The organism is Kitasatospora aureofaciens (assembly GCF_019192735.1).
In the GTDB taxonomy this organism is placed as follows: domain Bacteria; phylum Actinomycetota; class Actinomycetes; order Streptomycetales; family Streptomycetaceae; genus Kitasatospora; species Kitasatospora aureofaciens_A.
Genome location: NZ_JAHTKP010000083.1, coordinates 1 through 14,268 on the forward strand (window position 1 = coordinate 1; position 14,268 = coordinate 14,268).

General features: G+C 73.4%; 10 protein-coding genes. 1 reads left to right on the forward strand and 9 read right to left on the reverse strand.

The window, feature by feature from the left end:
- Positions 1 to 15: 15 nt before the first annotated feature.
- From KV557_RS37730 to pdxH, 9 genes are all read right to left on the reverse strand, one after another.
- Entirely contained in the window at positions 16 to 732 is a 717-nt protein-coding gene (locus tag KV557_RS37730; RefSeq protein ID WP_218206134.1) for an aminoglycoside N(3)-acetyltransferase, read from the reverse strand.
- A 152-nt stretch (positions 733 to 884) separates the two neighbouring features.
- On the reverse strand, positions 885 to 3,269 hold the full coding sequence (locus KV557_RS37735; RefSeq protein ID WP_218206135.1) for an FxsB family cyclophane-forming radical SAM/SPASM peptide maturase: 2,385 nt from the start codon (positions 3,267 to 3,269) through the stop codon (positions 885 to 887).
- 51 nt (positions 3,270 to 3,320) lie between these two features.
- Positions 3,321 to 3,506 carry an FxSxx-COOH cyclophane-containing RiPP peptide gene (gene fxsA, locus KV557_RS37740; RefSeq protein WP_218206136.1) on the reverse strand — a complete coding sequence of 62 codons (186 nt, stop codon included), beginning with the start codon at positions 3,504 to 3,506 and terminating at the stop codon, positions 3,321 to 3,323.
- A gap of 321 nt (positions 3,507 to 3,827) precedes the next feature.
- Entirely contained in the window at positions 3,828 to 4,901 is a 1,074-nt protein-coding gene (locus KV557_RS44670) for an aKG-HExxH-type peptide beta-hydroxylase (protein WP_218206137.1), read from the reverse strand.
- A gap of 95 nt (positions 4,902 to 4,996) precedes the next feature.
- Entirely contained in the window at positions 4,997 to 6,202 is a 1,206-nt protein-coding gene (locus KV557_RS37750) for an FxsB family cyclophane-forming radical SAM/SPASM peptide maturase (RefSeq protein WP_218206138.1), read from the reverse strand.
- Positions 6,203 to 6,262: 60 nt separating this feature from the next.
- Positions 6,263 to 10,276 carry an FxSxx-COOH system tetratricopeptide repeat protein gene (gene fxsT / locus KV557_RS37755; RefSeq protein WP_218206139.1) on the reverse strand — a complete coding sequence of 1,338 codons (4,014 nt, stop codon included), beginning with the start codon at positions 10,274 to 10,276 and terminating at the stop codon, positions 6,263 to 6,265.
- Complete coding sequence (locus tag KV557_RS37760) at positions 10,266 to 11,585, reverse strand: TIR-like protein FxsC (RefSeq protein ID WP_218206140.1); 1,320 nt, start codon at positions 11,583 to 11,585, stop codon at positions 10,266 to 10,268. The genes fxsT and KV557_RS37760 overlap by 11 nt, the downstream gene beginning before the upstream one ends.
- A 191-nt stretch (positions 11,586 to 11,776) precedes the next feature.
- Entirely contained in the window at positions 11,777 to 11,968 is a 192-nt protein-coding gene (fxsA, locus tag KV557_RS37765) for an FxSxx-COOH cyclophane-containing RiPP peptide (protein WP_049656076.1), read from the reverse strand.
- A 146-nt stretch (positions 11,969 to 12,114) separates the two neighbouring features.
- Positions 12,115 to 12,747: a pyridoxamine 5'-phosphate oxidase gene (gene pdxH / locus KV557_RS37770; RefSeq protein ID WP_218206154.1), complete on the reverse strand. Its 633-nt coding sequence runs from the start codon at positions 12,745 to 12,747 to the stop codon at positions 12,115 to 12,117.
- Positions 12,748 to 13,164: 417 nt separating this feature from the next.
- On the opposite strand from pdxH, the gene KV557_RS37775 reads away from it, so the two are divergent.
- Positions 13,165 to 14,265: a citrate synthase 2 gene (locus KV557_RS37775; protein WP_218206141.1), complete on the forward strand. Its 1,101-nt coding sequence runs from the start codon at positions 13,165 to 13,167 to the stop codon at positions 14,263 to 14,265.
- Positions 14,266 to 14,268: the final 3 nt, after the last annotated feature.

Sequence of the window (14,268 nt, forward strand, 5' to 3'; positions counted from 1 at the left end):
CCTGACGCCCCGGCGTCAGGTGCGGGTGTGGCGGAGGAATTGTTCGGCCAGGTCGACGGCCTCCCGCACCGGGACCAGGCGGCAGTCGGCGGTGCCGATTCGGGCGGTTGCGACGCCGGTGGCGGCGTGGAGGACCTGCTCGCCCAAGACACCGAAGTGGAGGTCGTCCAGGTCGGGGGCCTTGAAGGTGGTCCAGCCTTCGGTGCCCACGCAGCGGTACTCGCGTTGGGGGACGTCCGGCATGCGCTGATCGGCGAGGTGGAACGCGGTGAAGCGGTCCATCGGAACGCCGATCATCAGGACTCGGGCGTCCAACTCGTAGAGGTGGCCGAGGGGAGAATCGGGGCCCAGGTGGGAGTTCAGCGGGTGCTGTTCGGTGATGGCGCGGGCCTGCGGGCCGACAGCCGCCCAGGAGGTCTGCGGGTGCGCGCTGCGCAGGGCGCCGGGGTAGGTGCGGATGGCTTCCGAGAGAGCGCCCATCGTCGGGGACGCCGGGGTGGTCGCCGGGTCGAACCGAGGCATCCGCGAGTGGTACTCCTCCACCTCCGCCGGGGAGAGACCGGCAGTGGCGGCCCGGTGGATGCGCGAGGTGGCCGAGTTCTCGGGCGTGGCGGTGTAGGCGACCAAGGTTCCCTGGCCGCCGAGGACTTCGAGCAGGGCTTCGACCACGGCGGCGGCACCCCCGGCCACCGGACCGAGGGTGCGCAGGGACGCCTGGACATGCAGCACCATGCCCGGGCGGACGCCGAGTTCGGCAAATTGGCGGACGAGATCGTTCCGGTCGAGGGCGGCGGCGACACTGCCGGCGCGGTATTCGGTGAGGATGACGGTTCCCCGAGGTTGAGGGCCCCGGGTGAGGGAGTCCCGGGGCGGGGTGAATGAGGTCAGACCATGGCCCGTTCCTGCCGAGCCCGGGCGGCCGCCTGTTCGGCGGCGGCGGGCAGGGGTACCGCGAGCCAGGGGGCCACAGTGGCCCGCATGCCGTCGGCGAAGCGCACGCCGGTCCCGGTCAGCGAGCCGGACTCGGCCAGCCGTTCGATCGCCTCGGCGGTGTACCGCCGCCACAGCGCGAACTCCCGCCGCGCCCGGTCGGCGGCCTCGCCCGGCAGGCCGTCGTACGCGAGCGTGCGGGTGCCCCAGTACTCCGTGACCGCCAGGTGGGCGTACGTGCCTTGGAGCAGGCCCTCAAGCGGCCGGGGGTCGGGCCGCCAGGGTGCGAAGTAGAGCGTGTCGTCGTTCCGGTCGTACAGGTCCATCAGATCCAACACCGCGCCCAGCTTCACGTGTTGGAACTCATGTGTCAGCAGCAACGCGAGCGTCGGCGCCGTGGCCGGCTGGGCGATGCCGACCGCGCCGAACGCCTGCCGGGCGGCCGAGCTGACGTCCCGCCCTGCCGGGCCCGGCCGCAACGGGGTCACCGTCGCGAGGCCGGCCCGGATGCCTTCCGCGTACCGGGGCAGGTCCCGCCCGAGCAGCTCCCAGGCCTCGCGCAACGCGCCCGCCCAGTCGAGCAGTTCGGTGTCCGACAGCCGGTCGGACACCGCGTGGTCGTGACTGTCGCGCAGCGGGTCGAGGTCTTCGAGGGCGACGGTCCACCCCCCGGCCAGCCGGATCCGCCGCAGCGGCTCGTCCAGCGCCGTGTGCACCGTACCGTCGGACGCCCGCACGGTGAAGCCGTCGGCCGCGCCCGTGACCACCGCCTCCCCGTCCGGGACGGCGATCCGCCCGAGCGTCGGCAGGTGCAGCCACCCGCCGCGCACCGGCACCGCGACCGCGTCCCCCCGCCCGGCCCGCACCGCCGCAGCCGCGGCGAGGGCGGCCAGCGGCCCGAGCCCGGTGCCGAGGTCCCCGGCCAGGCACCGGGCGGCCCACGCCCGTGCGTACGGATGCGCGAGGACGGCATCGACGGCGGCGGGCGCGGCACCGTCAAGCGCGGACAACACCGACCACGCCTCGGCCCGCCCCTGTCCGGAGGCGTCCCAGGCGGCGGCCAGCATCGCCCGGGTGAGGGCGAGTTGGGAGCGGGTGAGGGCGGCGACGGTGTCCGCGCTCCCGTAGCCGCGGGCGAGTTCGTCGACCTGCGCCGGGGTGAGAGCGGCCGGGACGACCGGTGCGGCGGCCTGCGCGGGCACGGCGACCGGCCCGCTGCGCGCGGCGATGCCGTTGATGAGCGTCATGAGGTCCCCGCAGTAGACGGAGGGGTTGTCGAAGCCGCCGCCACCATCGTCGCCCCGATAGCGGTGGGCGTACAGACCGCCCCCGCAGGTTCGGACGACCGGGCAGGAGCGGCAGGTGGCGCTGAGCCCGGCGAGGCCCGACTGGCGGGCAGCGATGCCGGGGTGCCGGGCGACGTCGTCGAGGCTGTGCGCGAAGACGTCGAATCCGGTGGCGGGGGCCCCGTCGAAGGCGGTCTTGAGGCTGTCCACCTGCTCGAAGGTGCCGTCCGTCTCCAGCACGACGAGATCGGAGGGTTCCAGCCCGAGCGACTCGGTGAGACTGGTGAACCCGCGCCGCGTCCGGTGCACCGACTCGAAGGTCCGGACCGCGAAGGGACGCCCGTCCGCCTCCCAGAGGTCGTGGACGGTGAGCAGCCAGTCCGCGTACGGGGAGGCTCCCGCCCCGGAGGGACGTTTCGGCGGGTCGTCCCAGGTGGCGTGCGGGAGCAGGAAGTCCACGGCCGGGGGCTGGAGTTCGGCCAGGGCTCGGTACACCGCGACCGGGTCGTTCTCCACGTCGATGGTGCACAGCAGTCCGGCGAAGAGGCGCCGGTACGCGGGCTCGCGCAGCAGCGCCACCGCCCGCAGCACCTGCGGGTGGCTGCTGCGGCCGTCGGCGAAGCGCCGGTGGCGGTCGTTGGCGGCCTTGTCGCCGTCCAGCGAGATGCCGACCTTGATGTCCAGCTCGGCGAACAGCTCGCAGAACGCGCGGCCGAGCAGGACGCCGTTGGTGTGGATGCGCAGGTCGAGGGCGCAGCCGGGCGGGAGCGCCGCCCGGAGTGCCTCGGCGACCAGACGCAGGCGGTCCGGGCCGGCGAGCAGGGGTTCTCCCCCGTGCAGGACGACCCGGACGGCGGGCAGCCGGTGCGTGGCCGCGTGCGCGCCGATGCGTTCGGCGGCCTTGGCCAGGACCTCGTCGCCGATGACCTTGGGTCGCGTGCGCCAACTGGTGTCCGCGTGCTCGTAGACATAGCAGTGGTCGCACGCGAGATCGCAGCGGCTGTGCACCTTGACCACGAATTGCGAGAATGGCAGCGGAATTCGCGTCGTCATCGATCTGGTTCGGTCGGACTCGGCCAGGGTTCGTTCGGAATTCCGGGTCGGTCAGATCGAGGAGTTGAAGGCTGCGACCGGCACGCGGCCGGATTCCGCGCCGGGGAGTGCGCGTCGCAGGCCGGCGGCGAGCTCCGCCGCGCCCAGCGCGGCCAGTTCGGCGAGGGAGGGGCGCTCCGGCGACTCCTGAGTGTCAGTCAGGTTGCCGGCCGGCCTGGTGCTGGTTACCGGTGTCATATTCGTTTCCTTAGGCGCGGTTACGACCTGCCGAGGGCGGGTAAGCCACCCGATTGCGACCAATGTAGTGCCCGCGGGGCCCCCGCGCGGCACCTTGCGGTCTCAAGTTGGTCTCCGCGGCCGGTCGACGCCGTGTGACGGCGCACGGAACCCCGAGAATTCACCCGTTCAGCGGTCGCGCACTTCGCCGTGGCGCACGCCCAAGCGGGTTTGCCGGGCCAGGTACGTCGAGTCGGCCGACTCATCCCCTCGCGAACGCCCGACGCTTCAGGGCAGCGACCCGGGAAACCCCGCAGTCCGGGCCCGGGCTGCGGAACCCCCTCAGACGCTCCGCTCCGACCCGCCCAGTTCGCGGACGGAACGCACGAGTTCCGCCGTGAACTCCATTCCATGGATGGTGAGTTCACCACTCTCCAGAAGCGTGCCGCCGGCCGCGAGAGTGTGCGCCTGCCAGCGGTCGAACTCCCGTTCCGCACGCACCCGGTCGCCCTCCCCCGCGACCGCCTCGGCGCACCAGAAGTCCGCGACGCCCAGGTGCGCGTACGTCCCCTGCAGCAGTGCGCCGACCGGGCGCAGGTCGGGCCGCCAGGGGGCGTGGTAGACGGCGGCGCCGTTGGGCCGATGCAGCGGTACCAGGTCGAGCAGGGCGCCGAGTTGGACGTGCAGGAACTCGTGCACCAGGGCCAGCGCCAGCAGCACCGGATCGCCGGGCAGCGAGGCCGCCACCGCACCGTACGCCCGACGGGCGGCGGCGCTGACCGCCTCCCCGCCCGGGGCCGGGTGCAGCGGGACGATCGTGGTGATGCAGGCCGCGACCGCCTCCGCGTGCCACCGGTGGCGGCGGACCAGAATCCGCCAGGCCTGTGCCAACTGCTCTTCCCACGACGACAGTTCGGTGGCGGAGAGCGGCCCGGCCGGGGACCGCCCGTAGTCCACCCGGCGCGGTCCTGCGTGGTCGATGACCGGCGCCCAGCCCAGCCCGTCGCATTCGAGCGCGAGCGCGCGGCCGGTCGTGGCGCGGACGAACTCGCCCAGCCTGCCCAGCGCAACGTCCTCACCGGCCGCGAGGCCGCGCAGGCAAGCGGCCGCCCAGGCGTCCAACTCCGGCTGCAGCAGCACATCTTCCCACCGCGCGCGGTCCGCCCGCTGCAGCGCCCGTACCTCGGCGTACACCTCGTGGTAGCCGTCGTCGTCCGGCGCAGCCCGGCGCAGCGCCAGCAGCAGCAGCGCCCGCTTGCTCACCTGCCCGGCGCGCAGCAGCCGGACGGCCTCCGGCCCGCCGCGCGCGCCCGCGATCGCCCGGAACGTCGCCCGGTCCACCCCGTGCCGGGGCAGCCCGTCCGTCCCTCGCGCGCCCGGCACCCCGGTCGCCACCGCCTCGTCCGTACCCGCCACCGGTCATCCTCCTCGTTCGACGCCGGCACCCGGCCGGCCATGTCCGCCCGCAGCTTCCCCGCGATGCGGCGGATCAGCCGGGCCGGGACCGCGCATTACACGGACGGGTGAGCAGAAACCCCACCCGCACGCGCGACACCGGCCAGGCCCGCCAAACCCGCCCGCAGCCTCCCCGCCATGTGACGGATCAGCCGATCCAGATCCGCGCAGTACACCGACGGGTGAGCGAAGCCCCCGCCCTCACCCCCCGCCGCGTACCGATGGGCGTACAGTCCGCCGCCGCAGACCCGGGCCAGCGGGCAGGCCTCGCAGACCGGCCCGAGCCCGCCGAGGCCGCGCTGGCGGGCCCGGAACGCCGGGTGCGCGGCGGCCTCGGCGAAGCCGTGCCGCCACACGTCCAGGCCCGTCCCGGCGGCCCCGTCGAACGCCACCTTGAGGCTGTCCGCCTGTTCGATCGTGCCGTCCGCCTCGACCACCACCAGGTCGACCGGCGCCAGGCCGACCGCCTCGCTGGCCGCCCGGCCGCCGAGCAGCAGCACGGCCAGCTCCTCGAACAGCCGCACGCCGGTCTCCCGCCGGGGCGCGTCGTACCAGCGGTCGAAGGCGGCGATCAGCCACTCCCCGTACGGCGCGGGCCCCTCCCCGGAGGGTGGCGAGAGCGGCACCGACCGCCGTACCCCGGCCGGCTGGGCCTCCCAGGTCGCGTGCGGCAGCAAGAAATCAATCCTGGGCGGGGCGAACTCGAGCAGTGCCTCGTAGGCGGCCACCGGGTCCGCGGCCAGGTCGACGACGCAGAGCAGCCCGGCGAACAGCTCCCTGTGCTCCGGCGAGCCGAGCAGCCGGACCGCCTCCGCCGTCCGGGCCCAGCTGCCCGCGCCGGAGGGCAGCAGCCGGTGCCGGTCGTGGTCGGCCCGGGTACCGTCCAGCGACACCCCGACCGCGACCCGGCGCCGGTGCAGCACGTCGAGCAGCGCGGGCTCGTCCAGCAACCGCAACCCGTTGGTCTGCAGACTGAACCGCACCCGCGGCCCGGCCGACGCCAACTCGCCCAGCAGCGCGTCCAGATGGCCCGCGCCGACGAGCAGCGGCTCGCCGCCGTGCAGCACGACGGAGACCTCGTCGAGCCCGTGCTCGGCGGCGTGCTCGGCGATCCGCCGGGCGGTCCGGCGGACGGTCGGCAGCGCCATCCGCCGCGGCCGGGAGCGCCAACTCTGGTCCGCGCCCTCGTACATGTAGCAGTAGTCGCAGGCCAGGTTGCACCGACTGTGGATCTTCAGCAGGAACTGCCGGAACGGCACCATGCGCGCGAGCCTAGCGCCGTCCGACGGCGAACCTGGCGCCGTCCGACGGCGAGCAGCGCGTCACACGTGCGGCGGCTCCACGTCCGAGTCCAGCCGCTGCCCGGCCTTCACCGCCACCGTCGTCGGGTGCTCCTCCCCCAGCGTCGCCCGCGCCCTGCGGATGCAGTCCGCCCGCAGCTCCGCCGCCCGCTCGGTCTCGCCGGCCGTGGCCAGCGACAGCGAGAGGTTGGAGTTGATGCCGATGGTGTCGTAGTGGTCCGGGCCGAGGGTGTCTTTCATCAGCGGCGCCGCCTCCAGCTCCAGCGCCAGCGCCGCCGCCGTCTCCCCGGACAGGGCCAGGTCGTTGGCGTGGTTCATCATCGCGATCGGGATGTACAGGTGATGCGCGCCGAGGACGGCCCGGAACTGCGCCAGCGTCCGCCCGGACAGCTCGCGGGCCTCCGCCGTACGGCCGGCCAGCCGCAGGTAGACCGAGAGGTTGTTCGCGCCGGCCAGCGTCACCGGGTGGTTCTCGCCCAGGTAGTCGCGGTACCGCGCGAGAGCCCGTTCGGCGAGCGGGATGGCCCGGTCGGTGAGGCCGAGGGCGTTGAGGTCGCTGGCGAGGTTGGTGGCGGAGGCCAGGGTGTCGGGGTGCTCGGGGCCGTTGATGTCGAGGTAGCGCTGGTAGATGTCCTCGTCGATCTCCAGGGCCTCGTTGTACCGCCCGGCCCGGCGCAGTGCCACGGCGAGGTTCTTGCGGGCGCGCAGGGTGTCGGTGTGGCCGTCGCCGATGGTCTGCTGGTAGATCCGGACGGTCTCCTCCAGCAGGTCCAGGGCTTCCCGCAGCCGTCCGGTCTCGCGCAGGTCGCGCGCGTAGTTCGAGGCGGACGACAGTGCGTAGAGGCTGTGCGCGCCGAGGGCGTCGCGCTGCTGGAGGTAGTTGCTGCGATGGCGCTCCAACGCCGCCCGCCGGTCGCCGGCCAGATAGTCGGAGACGGCGAGGTTGTTGGTGATCATCAGGGTGCGCGGATGGTCGGGGCCGAGGGTGCGCCGGGCGGCGTCCAGGGTGCGGCGGTCCAGCGCCCGGGCCTCGTCGTAGCGGCCGAGGAAGCGCAGGTCGGCGCCGAGGCTGTTGGCGACGGCGAGGGTGTGCGAGTGCTCGGGGCCCAGCGTGGCGGTGAACCGGTCCAGGATGTCCCGGTCCATCTCGTACGCCTCCTGGAGGGCGCCCTGGGAGCGGCGGATGTTGCTGAGCTGGGTGCGCAGCATGAGCGTCTGGGCGTCGTTGTCGACGTCGAAGTCGGGCCCGCCGTAGCCGTCCTGACGCCAGTGCTCCAGGGTCCGCTCGGCGAGTTCCCGGCCGGATTCGTGCAGGCTGCGCTTCCACTGGTAGCGGACCGAGTCGATGATCCACTGCCGGACGTCCTCGTCGGCGCTGTCGACGGCGCCGGAGGGCCAGAGGTGGGGCAGGAGTTCGGCGTACTCGGCCCAGTTGGCGGGGACGTCCGGGTCGCCGGGGTTGGCGGTGGCGAGCGCGGCGTGCACGACGGCGCGCAGTTCGGCCCGCCGCTCCTCCTCGACCTGGTCCCGGAGCACGGCCTGGACCAGCCGGTGCACGGTGATGGTCTCGCTGCCCTGGTCGGTGCGGGCGAGCCCGAACCGGTTGATGGCGCGCAGGAACTCGCCGATCGCGAGCTTGTCGCGGGGCGCGCGCGGGGGCAGCCACAGGGCGCGGGTGACGGCCCGGCTGTAGAGCAGCCGCATCGGGATGGCGTCGGGGCCGAAGAAGGCGCAGATCTCCAGGATCTGGGCGGCCGGGGCGTTCATCCGGCGCAGTTCCTCGACCGAGATGCGCCAGGTCGCGGCGGCGGAGTGCGGGTAGTCGGCGGTGCGCAGCCGGGTGCGTTCCAGCATCTCGGTGAGCTCTTCGTCGAGCAGTTCGAGGTAGGTGGCGATCGGCATCGACGTCTCCTGGAGCCAGACCGCGGCCTGGCCGACGGCGAGCGGCAGGTCGCCGAGCCGGTGCGCGACCTGGTCGGCGTCCTCCAGGGAGAGGCCGCCGTTGAAGCGGCGCAGCAGCCGGATGCTCTCCTCGCGGAGGAAGACGTCGACCTCGACGAGGCCGGCGTGCCGGGCCCAGCCCTGGTTGCGGGAGGTGATCAGCACGTGCCCGCCGGAGGAGCCGGCCGGCTGCCAGGGGGCGAGCTCCTCGGGGGTGCCGGCGTTGTCGAAGACGAGCAGCCAGCGGCGGTACGGCTGGCCGCGGCGCAGCGCGTCGAGCACGGCGACGGCGGTGTGCGCGACGTCGTCGCTGCTGGGCACGCCGAGCCGGGGGGCGAGTTCGGCGAGCTTCTGCGGGATGTTGGCGGGCTCCTCGGCGGGCACCCACCAGACGACGTCGTAGGCGGCCTTGAAGCGGTGCGCGTACTCGGCGGCGATCTGCGACTTGCCGGCGCCGCCGAAGCCGTAGAGGACCTGGCTGAGCACCGCGGCGGGGCCGCCGGTGAAGCGGTTGCGGAGCAGTTCGAGCAGCTTGCCGCGGCCGATGAAGGAGGCGTTGCGCGAGGGCGCGTCCTGGACCTGCGGGGCGGTGCCGGGGAAGCGCGCCGGGGCGAGGAACTCGCCGCTGTCGGAGTCGGATTGGCGGGTGCTGCCGGGCGGCGGGCCGAGTTCGGCGTACAGCTGGCTCTCGGCGGCGACCGCCGAGGAGCGGACCAGGTCGGGCACGGCCCCGCCGACGAACGGGCGGGGCACCGGCTCGTCCGAGTCCTGCAGCCGCAGGGCGACCAACGCCGGTGATCCCGAGGTCAGTTCGCGCCCGTGCAGCAGCTTCCAGACCTCGGCGGCGCGGGGCAGCGCGGTGTACTCGGGCGAGAGCAGCGCGACCAGCCGGCCCTGGCCGTCGAGCGGCCCGGCGACCTCCGGCGGCCGGCTGCCGGTGTACGGCTCGGCGGCGTTGTGCAGGGAGGACTGGTAGCCGAAGCGGGTGAGAGTGGCGGCGGCCCACTCGGCCCACATCCGGTCCTCGGGTGCGTAGCTGACGAAGACCTGGCGGGGCACCGCGCGGGCGGAGCGCAGGTACGCGCCGTAGAGCCGGCGGCGGGCCTCGCCGGTGAGCGGGCGCAGGGTGCGGACCCGTCCGTCGGTGATCCAGCCGGCCAGCCGTTCGAAGGCGTTGAGCAGGCTGCGGGCCTCCTGCGGCCGGTCGGCGACGGTGGCCGGCACCTCCTCGTAGGCGTAGAACGGCTTGTACGGCACCTCGACGTCGGCCCAGTAGCCGGCCCGGCGCTCGGAGGTCAGCCAGCGGCCGAGGTAGGGCGCGAAGGCCTCGCGGGCGAAGTCGCGGCCGGCTTCGAGGCGTTCCTGCTCGGCGTCCTCGACCCGCATCGGCACCGGCAGGACGCGGATGGCCCGCTCCTCGGCCTCGGCGATGGCGCGGGCGGCGTCGACGCCGCCGCGGATGTTCTGGGCGCTGAAGGTGAAGCAGTCGACGACGGTGTCGGGCATCAGGACGGTGCAGATGCCGGAGGTGTCGCTGACGCCGGTGCGGCTGTCGATGAGCACGTAGTCGTAGGCGCGGGACCAGCGTTCGCGCAGCTCGCGCAGGAACTCGCCGCCGCGGATGTCCCGGCCGTGGTAGAAGCTGCGCCAGTTGAAGCTGGTGACGGCGGCGGCGTAGGCGGCGTTCTGCCGGCCGGCGGGCAGGAAGTCGAGCCGGCCGCCGGGCGGCAGGTCGAGGGCGAGGCCGCAGATGTAGCCGTCGAGCCGGCCGGGTTCGTCCAGCCAGGCGGCCGGGGGCAGTCCGGTCGGTCCGGCGGCGGAGGGCAGCGCCTGCTTGACGTAGGAGCGCAGCAGGTCGATCAGGCCCTCGGTGGAGTGCAGTTCGGGGTCGACCAGCAGCGGGTGGTAGTAGCGGTGGAGGCCGGGCGCCTCCAGGTCCCAGTCGACGACCAGGACGCGCAGGCCCCGGCTGGCGAGGATCCAGCCGACGTTGGCGAGGGCCATGGTCCGGCCGGTGCCGCCCTTGAACGAGTAGAACGTGACGACCGATCCCGGTCCGCCGCGCGCCAGCTCTGCGCCGGGCTCAGTGATCATCGTCCTGGTCTCCCCTCAGCGGCGGCGCGTCGTCCGGGCGGTCCGGCGCGGCCGGTATGGCCAGTCCGGGCATCGGCGGGCCGTTCGATCCGTCGGGGTTGCCGAAGCCGAAGGCCGCGCCGTCGCCATCGTCCCCCCAATCGAAGTTGTCGTCCATGAGCTTGTTCTGAGCGACCGTCACCATGATGGTGAGATCGGAGTCGAAGGTCTCCCGGTTCACTTTGACCCGGAACAGGTGCTCCGGATCGCTCCGGCGCAGCCAGTTGCGGCGGAACACGCCGCGCACGCCGGCCCACAGCGCGTCGCGCTCCGGTCCGACGGCCGGATCGCCGCTGCCGGTGGGCACCATGACGCCGGTGACCGGGTGGTTCTGGTCGTCGTACTCGCGCAGCGCCGGGCGGTAGCGGTCGGCGCCGGCCACCCACGGGTCCACCAGCAGGACGCTGACCTGGTTGCCCTCGCGGGCCTGGTCGAGCTTCTCGCCGAGGCCCGTGCCGACCTCCTCCAGGGTGGTGGTGTGTCCGGCGGCGGTGATCACCTGCTGGGCGCGCACGGCGAGGGACGGCTGGGTCGGCGGGTGGTAGGGCGCCCAGTGCCAGGGCTTGGCTCCGTACCAGCCGCCCGCGGACGAACCGCCGTCGGCGGCGGCATCGGAGGCCTTGCCGGCCGCGATGAACAGCCGGACCATCCCGGGGGTCGGCGCGGGCTCCACCGGCTGCGGCCCCGGGAAGTAGCCGCGGACCGCGCCGAGGTCGAACTCGGCCAGCTCGGTGAGCCGTCGCGCGGCCGCGTCCCGGATCCGTTCGGCGACCACCTTGACGACCTGCCGGTACGCGTCGCTCTGCGGCCCGGTGCGCAGCAGGGCGCGCAGGCCGTAGCGGGCGTAGGCGTCGCCCATGTCCGGCTGGGCCCACTGGATCTTGGTGACCTCGGCGGCCAACTCGCCCGGCACGACGGGTTCCCAGAGCACCGGTATCAGGGCCGGGATGAGCTCCCCGGTGTCCTCGTGGTGGCGCCGGACCCGGCCGCGGAAGGCGGTCCACTCCTTGCCGCAGTAGAGGCTGGCGAAGTAGGCGGGCGAGTACAGCGCGACCATGGTCCGGCTGCGGCCCAGCATCTTGGCCAGCTGCTCGGCCCAGTCGTCGCCGACGCGCAGCTGCTCGGTGTCCCGGTAGGCGAGTTCCTCGGCGCGGGCGGCCGGTTCGATCCGGCCCAGTTCGTCCCTCAGGTCGTTGAAGAACTGGTCGACGAAGGCGTCCTCCGCCTCGAAGTCTCGACGCGCGTAGCTGAAGAAGAAGTAAGGCTGCAACGCTGGTCCCCCCGAAGCCCGACGGTGTCGCTACGGCGCTGGTTTCATACCCAGCATGTCGTGAACTCCACCGACCGCGCGGGGAATTGGCGAACTCGTGGGCTCCGGGGGGTTTAACGGGCGGTGGGGACGTACGCACGACTGCCGGGCGCACGCGCGTGGTCGAGTCTGCCCTGACCGTCGAGCATGCCCTAGCGGTCGAGCGCGGACTGGAACGCCGCGAGCGGCTCCGCGCCGGGGGTCAGCGCGTCGGCGACGACCCGGCGCAGCAGGTCGCCGAGGACGGTGTCGGGCAGGGCGTCGAGCTCGTCAAGCGGCAGGGCGGCGACGTCGACCAGGTCCGAGCCGAGTCCAGCGGCGGTTTCCGCACCGGTGACACCCATCAGTCCCTCACTCGATCGTGCCGGCACAGCGGGTTGCTGGCCGGAAAAGAATCGACCCAGGTCCGCGACGGGCAGCATCCTACTACCTGCGTCGTGACGGGCCATCAGTTCCGCGGGGACGCCGCGCCAGGAGTGGGCCGGGCGGCTCACGGGCAGAGCCGTTCGACCCGCCAGCCGGTGGGGGCGGCGGGGTCGGCGAGGTAGCGGAGGCGGTCGTGGAGGCGGTTCTCCCGGCCCTGCCAGAACTCGACGCTCTCCGGGATCACCCGGTAGCCGCCCCAGAACGGCGGGACGGGGACGCCCTCGCCCTCGGGGTAGCGGCGTTCCAGTTCGGCGTAGCGCTGTTCGAGGACCTCCCGGCCGCCGACCGGGCTGGACTGCTCGCTGGCCCAGGCGCCGAGCTGGGAGCCGTGCGGACGGGTGCGGAAGTAGGCGGCGGTCTCGTCCCGGCCGACCTTCTCGACCCGGCCCTGGACGATGACCTGGCGGGCCAGCGCGATCCACGGGAAGAGCAGCGCGGCGTGCGGGTTGGCGGCGAGCTCGGAGCCCTTGCGGGAGCCGTAGTTGGTGAAGAACACGAAGCCGCGGGCGTCGTAGCCCTTGAGCAGGACGGTGCGCGAGCTGGGCCGCCCGTCGGCGTCGGCGGTGGAGAGCACCATGGCGTTGGGTTCGACCACGCCGGCGTCGTCCGCCTCGTGGAACCAGCGGGTGAACTGGCCGATCGGCTCGGGCGCGAGCTGCTCCTCGACCAGCCCCTCGTGGGTGTAGTGCTTGCGCATCACCGTGAGGTCCGGGCCGGGCCGGGCCTCGTCGGCCAGGATCCGGGGGGCGGGGCTCAGGGGCGTCGACTGGGCGCGTTCCGGGGTCTGCACGTCAACATCATCCCGTACGACAAGCAACCGGCACCGCTACCTCCGGACAAACCTCGGTGGGAGATAAGGTGACTCGCCACCGCTTGGCCGCCCGTCGTACGGTGAATTGTCCGGAAACTGGCGTTTGGCTCCGGAGATTTCCCGGGTACGACCGACCCTCGGCGGAAAAGTCAAGCGGGCCCGCGGGCAACATCACCATGGTGGTGTATGGCGCAATGCACCCCGTGCCTGCCACTCTGGCACGGAGTGCCAAACACCATCGGTCACTGGCGTGCCGCCCCACCACGGCGGAGCGCCGATCGCAGAACTTGAAGGAGCCGTCGCATGTCCGACTTCGTACCCGGGCTTGAGGGAGTCGTCGCGTTCGAGAGCGAGATCGCCGAACCCGACCGGGAAGGCGGCGCCCTGCGCTACCGCGGTGTCGACATCGACGACCTGGTCGGCCACGTCTCCTTCGGCCACGTCTGGGGCCTGCTCGTGGACGGCAAGTTCAACCCCGGCCTGCCGGCCGCCGAGCCGTTCCCGATCCCGGTGCACTCCGGCGACATCCGGGTCGACGTGCAGTCGGCGCTCGCCATGCTCGCCCCGGTCTGGGGCCTGAAGCCGCTGCTGGACATCGACGCCGAGCAGGCCCGTGACGACCTGGCCCGCGCCGCCGTCATGGCGCTGTCGTACGTCGCCCAGTCGGCCCGCGGCCAGGGCCTGCCGATGGTCCCGCAGAGCGAGATCGACAAGGCCGAGACGGTCGTCGAGCGGTTCATGATCCGCTGGCGCGGCGAGCCGGACCCGAAGCACGTCAAGGCCATCGACGCCTACTGGACCTCGGCCGCCGAGCACGGCATGAACGCCTCCACCTTCACCGCCCGTGTCATCGCCTCCACCGGCGCGGACGTCGCGGCGGCGCTGTCCGGCGCGGTCGGCGCGATGTCCGGCCCGCTGCACGGCGGCGCGCCGTCCCGCGTGCTCGGCATGATCGAGGAGATCGAGCGCACCGGCGACGCCACCGCGTGGGTCAAGAACGCGCTGGACAAGGGCGAGCGCCTGATGGGCTTCGGCCACCGCGTCTACCGCGCCGAGGACCCGCGCGCCCGCGTGCTGCGCCGCACCGCCAAGGAGCTCGGCGCGCCGCGCTACGAGGTGGCCGAGGCGCTGGAGAAGGCCGCGCTGGAGGAGCTGCACAACCGCCGCCCGGACCGCGTGCTGGCCACCAACGTCGAGTTCTGGGCCGCCATCATGCTGGACTTCGCCGAGGTCCCGGCGCACATGTTCACCTCGATGTTCACCTGCGCGCGCACGGCCGGCTGGTCGGCGCACATCCTGGAGCAGAAGCGCACGGGCCGGCTCGTGCGCCCCGCCGCGCGCTACATCGGCCCCGGCCCGCGCCGCCCCGAGGAGATCGAGGGCTGGGACGCCATCGCGCACTGACGC

What these genes read in the sequence shown, in the direction of transcription:
- pdxH (WP_218206154.1), bottom strand. Translation starts at nt 12,747, where the DNA reads ATGCGCAAGCACTACACCCACGAGGGGCTGGTCGAGGAGCAGCTCGCG.
- fxsA (WP_049656076.1), bottom strand. Translation starts at nt 11,968, where the DNA reads ATGGGTGTCACCGGTGCGGAAACCGCCGCTGGACTCGGCTCGGACCTG.
- KV557_RS37750 (WP_218206138.1), bottom strand. Translation starts at nt 6,202, where the DNA reads ATGGTGCCGTTCCGGCAGTTCCTGCTGAAGATCCACAGTCGGTGCAAC.
- fxsA (WP_218206136.1), bottom strand. Translation starts at nt 3,506, where the DNA reads ATGACACCGGTAACCAGCACCAGGCCGGCCGGCAACCTGACTGACACT.
- KV557_RS37735 (WP_218206135.1), bottom strand. Translation starts at nt 3,269, where the DNA reads ATGACGACGCGAATTCCGCTGCCATTCTCGCAATTCGTGGTCAAGGTG.
- KV557_RS37730 (WP_218206134.1), bottom strand. Translation starts at nt 732, where the DNA reads ATGGTGCTGCATGTCCAGGCGTCCCTGCGCACCCTCGGTCCGGTGGCC.
- KV557_RS37775 (WP_218206141.1), top strand. Translation starts at nt 13,165, where the DNA reads ATGTCCGACTTCGTACCCGGGCTTGAGGGAGTCGTCGCGTTCGAGAGC.
- fxsT (WP_218206139.1), bottom strand. Translation starts at nt 10,276, where the DNA reads ATGATCACTGAGCCCGGCGCAGAGCTGGCGCGCGGCGGACCGGGATCG.